At 65.1% G+C, this 3911-nt stretch carries 6 protein-coding genes; 1 reads left to right on the forward strand and 5 read right to left on the reverse strand.

Going from position 1 to position 3911, the window contains the following annotated elements; translation table 11 throughout:
• Together AC1D12_RS27145 and pyrC are read right to left on the reverse strand one after the other, a co-directional pair.
• Positions 1-353, reverse strand: a 353-nt coding sequence (locus AC1D12_RS27145) for an NYN domain-containing protein (protein WP_477844134.1), incomplete at its 3' end; no start/stop codon positions are given.
• A complete protein-coding gene (gene pyrC, locus AC1D12_RS27150; RefSeq protein ID WP_477844136.1) occupies positions 350-1387 on the reverse strand; it encodes a dihydroorotase in 1038 nt (345 codons plus the stop codon). The genes pyrC and AC1D12_RS27145, both read right to left, overlap by 4 nt.
• Before the next feature lie 86 nt (positions 1388-1473).
• Between pyrC and AC1D12_RS27155 the strand changes: the two genes are divergently transcribed.
• Positions 1474-1860, forward strand: a complete 387-nt coding sequence (locus AC1D12_RS27155) for a VOC family protein (RefSeq protein ID WP_047500357.1) — start codon at positions 1474-1476, stop codon at positions 1858-1860.
• 7 nt (positions 1861-1867) lie between these two features.
• Here AC1D12_RS27155 and AC1D12_RS27160 read toward each other — a convergent pair whose 3' ends face one another.
• From AC1D12_RS27160 to AC1D12_RS27170, 3 genes are all read right to left on the reverse strand, one after another.
• Positions 1868-2602 carry an amino acid ABC transporter ATP-binding protein gene (locus AC1D12_RS27160; protein WP_047500354.1) on the reverse strand — a complete coding sequence of 245 codons (735 nt, stop codon included), beginning with the start codon at positions 2600-2602 and terminating at the stop codon, positions 1868-1870.
• A 19-nt stretch (positions 2603-2621) separates the two neighbouring features.
• On the reverse strand, positions 2622-3293 hold the full coding sequence (locus AC1D12_RS27165) for an amino acid ABC transporter permease (RefSeq protein ID WP_477827953.1): 672 nt from the start codon (positions 3291-3293) through the stop codon (positions 2622-2624).
• On the reverse strand, positions 3290-3911 hold a 622-nt coding region (locus AC1D12_RS27170; RefSeq protein WP_477844138.1), incomplete at its 5' end, for an amino acid ABC transporter permease. The genes AC1D12_RS27165 and AC1D12_RS27170, both read right to left, overlap by 4 nt.

The raw sequence follows: 3911 nt of genomic DNA on the forward strand, positions 1-3911 counted from the left end.
CCCTTGGCCTTCAGGTGCATCACGAGCGGCGTGAAGTCGCTGTCGGACGAGACGATGCCGAACGCATCGGGCTGGTCGGTGTAGAGCAGGTCCATCGCCTCGATGACCATGCCCATGTCGGTGGCGTTCTTGCCCTTGCTGTAGTCGAACTGCTGCACCGGGCGGATCGCGTACTCGTGCAGCACCGCCTCCCAGCCCTTCAGCCCGTCCTTCTTCCAGTTGCCATAGGCGCGCCGGATGTTCGCGACGCCCACCTTGGCCAGCTCGGCCAGGATCACGTCGATCTTGCTGGCGGGCGAGTTGTCGGCATCGATCAGCAAGGCGATGCGGGCGGGCTTGTCGAGCAGGGTCATGCAGTCTCCAGTTTCCAGTTCAGCGTCTCGCCGCCGCGCAGCGGCTTCAGACGGGCCTCGCCGAACGGCAGGGACTCAGGGAGTGTCCAGCTTTCGCGGCGCAGCGTCACGCGCTGCGTGTTGCGCGGCAGGCCGTAGAAGGCCGGCCCGTTGAAGCTGGCGAACGCCTCCAGCTTGTCGAGCGCCCCCGCGGCCTCGAAGGCCTCGGCATACAGCTCCAGCGCCGACAGCGCGGTGTAGCAGCCGGCGCCGCACACCGACTGCTCTTTCATCTGCGACGCATGCGGCGCGCTGTCGGTGCCGAGGAAGAACTTCGTGCTGCCCGAGGTGGCGGCCTGCACCAGCGCCTGGCGGTGGACTTCGCGCTTGAGCACCGGCAGGCAGTAATAGTGCGGCCGCAGCCCGCCCTGGAAGATCGCGTTGCGGTTGTACAGCAGGTGGTGCGCGGTGACGGTGGCGGCGGTGTGCGCATCGGCCTGCGCCACGTACTGCGCCGCCTCGCGCGTGGTGATGTGCTCGAACACCACCTTCAGTTCGGGAAAGTCGCGGCGCAGCGGCTGCATCACGGTGTCGATGAAGACCGCCTCGCGGTCGAACACGTCGACCGCCGGGTCGGTGACCTCGCCGTGCACCAGCAGCAGCAGGCCTTCGCGCTGCATCGCTTCGAGCGTCCTGTAMGTCTTGCGCAGGTCGGTCACGCCGGCGTCGCTGTTGGTGGTGGCRCCGGCCGGGTAGAGCTTGAGCGCGACGACGCCGGCCTCCTTGGCCCGCTTGATCTCGTCGGGCGGCAGGACGTCGGTGAGGTACAGCGTCATCAGCGGCTCGAAGGCCGCCCCTTCGGGCAGCGCCGCGAGGATGCGTTCGCGGTAGGCGACGGCCTGGGCGGCGGTGGTGACCGGCGGGCGCAGGTTGGGCATCACGATCGCGCGCGCGAACTGGCGCGCGGTGTCGGGCAGCACCGCGGCGAGCGCGGCGCCGTCGCGCAGGTGCAGGTGCCAGTCGTCGGGGCGGGTGAGGGTCAGGGATTCGGTCATCGGGCGATTTTCTCATTGCCCTGCTGCGCCGGCGCCTAGACTAGGTCGTGCCGCCCTTCCCTGCAAGGGCGCTCGAGGAGATCGCGATGAACACCCCGTTCCCGAGCACGCACGCCACCTGCATCCTGCCGGTCAAGGACATGGCCAGGGCACGCCGGTTCTACGAGACCGTCCTGGGGCTGGAGGCGCTGGGCGGCAAGCCGGATGGCAAGTTCGTCTACCGCTGCGGCGGCACCGAGATCGCACTGTTCCCGAAACCCGAAGGCACGAAGGCGCAGCACACGGCGCTGAGCTTCCGCGTCGACGAGATCGGGACGGCGGTCGCCGAGCTGTCGGGGCGCGGCGTGCAGTTCGCAGACTACGACCTGCCCGGGCTGAAGACCACCGACCACGTCTGCGTGCTCGGCTCCGAGAAGGCGGCCTGGTTCGAGGACCCGGAAGGCAACATCCTCTGCCTGCACCAGGACCTGTAGCCCGGACTCAGTGCTGAAGGATCTTCGAGAGGAAATCCTTCGCGCGCGGGGTGCGCTCCTCGGGCTTGCCGAAGAAGCTGTCCTTGGTGCAGTCCTCGACGATCTTGCCGGCGTCCATGAAGATCACGCGGTTGCTGACCTTCTTCGCGAAGCCCATCTCGTGCGTGACGCACATCATCGTCATGCCTTCGTTGGCCAGCTGCACCATCACGTCCAGCACCTCGCCGACCATCTCGGGGTCGAGCGCCGAGGTGGGTTCGTCGAACAGCATCACGATCGGGTCCATGCTGAGCGCGCGGGCGATCGCCACGCGCTGCTGCTGGCCGCCCGACAGCTGGCCCGGGAACTTGTCCTTGTGCGCGCTCAGGCCCACGCGGTCGAGCATCTTCATGCCGCGCACCTTGGCGTCTTCGGGCTTGCGGTTCAGCACCTTGATCTGCGCGAGCGTCAGGTTCTCGGTGACGGTGAGGTGCGGGAACAGCTCGAAGTGCTGGAACACCATGCCGACACGGCTGCGCAGCTTCGGCAGGTTGGTCTTCGGGTCGGAGATCGAGATGCCGTCGACGACGATGTCGCCCTTCTGGATCGGCTCCAGCGCGTTGACCGTCTTGATCAGCGTCGACTTGCCCGAGCCCGACGGGCCGCACACCACGACGACCTCGCCCTTCTCGATGCTGGTCGTGCAGTCGGTCAGCACCTGGAAGCTGCCGTACCACTTGGAAACGTTGTTGATCTTGATCATGGGAAGTCCCCCTGCGGGTTCAGCGGATGATGGCGATCTTCTTCTGCAGGCGACGCACGAGCATCGACAGGCTGAAGCAGATGATGAAGTAGACGACGGCGACGGCGAGGTAGGTCTCGACCGGGCGGTTGAAGTTCTTGCCGGCGACCTCGAAGCCCTTCAGCAGGTCGTAGGCACCGATCGCGTAGACCAGCGAGGTGTCCTGGAACAGGATGATGGTCTGCGTCAGCAGCACCGGCAGCATGTTGCGGAAGGCCTGCGGCAGCACGATCAGCTGCATGGTCTGGCGGTAGGTCATGCCGACCGCGTAGCCGGCGTACACCTGGCCGCGCGCCACGCTCTGGATGCCAGCCCGCATGATCTCCGAGTAGTAGGCGGCCTCGAACACCGTGAAGGTGATGATGGCCGACAGCTCGGTGCCAAGTGCGCGCCCGATCAACAGCGGGATCAGCAGGAAGAACCACAGGATCACCATCACCAGCGGGACCGAACGCAGCGTGTTCACGTAGAACGCCGCCGGCATCACCAACCACTGCTTGCCCGACAGCCGCATCAGCGCGATGAGCGTGCCCAGCACGATGCCACCGACCATCGCGACCAGCGTCAGCTGGACCGAAAAGATCAGCCCCTTGGTGAAAAAAGCGGAGGCGACTTGCCAGGACAGGAATGAATAGTCGAGATTCAGGTTCATTTCCCGCTCCCCATCATGCCGGGGACCCGGACCTTGTTTTCCAGGAACAAGGCCAGACGGTTGATGGAAAAGGCAGACACGAAGTACAGGCCCGTCACCGCGAGATAGATTTCAATCCCGCGCGACGTCTCTTCCTGTGCCTGCATCGCAAACATCGTCAGTTCGGTGATGCTGACGGCAAACGCCACCGACGAGTTCTTGATGATGTTCATCGACTCGCTGGTCAGTGGTGGGACGATGATGCGAAACGCCATCGGCAGCAGCACATATCGATAGGTCTGCGGCAGCGTGAGGCCCATCGCGAGGCCTGCATAGCGCTGCCCCTTCGGCAACGCGTTGATGCCAGCCTTCACCTGCTCGGCAATGCGCGCAGAGGTGAAGAATCCGAGCGCGAACACCACCAGCACGAAGCTTGGAACGGCTCGCAGGCTCAGGAACATCGTCGGAATGACGTGGTACCAGATGAAAAGCTGGACCAGAAGAGGAACGTTGCGGAACAACTCGACCCAGGTTTCACCGAGGTAGGCGAGCACCTTGTTCGGCAGCGTGCGCAAGATGCCGACCAACGAACCCAACACGAGCGAGACGATCAGTGCCAGCAAGGCCACTGACAAGGTC

The sequence above is a fragment of the Rhizobacter sp. P1_G5 genome (assembly GCF_056405435.1).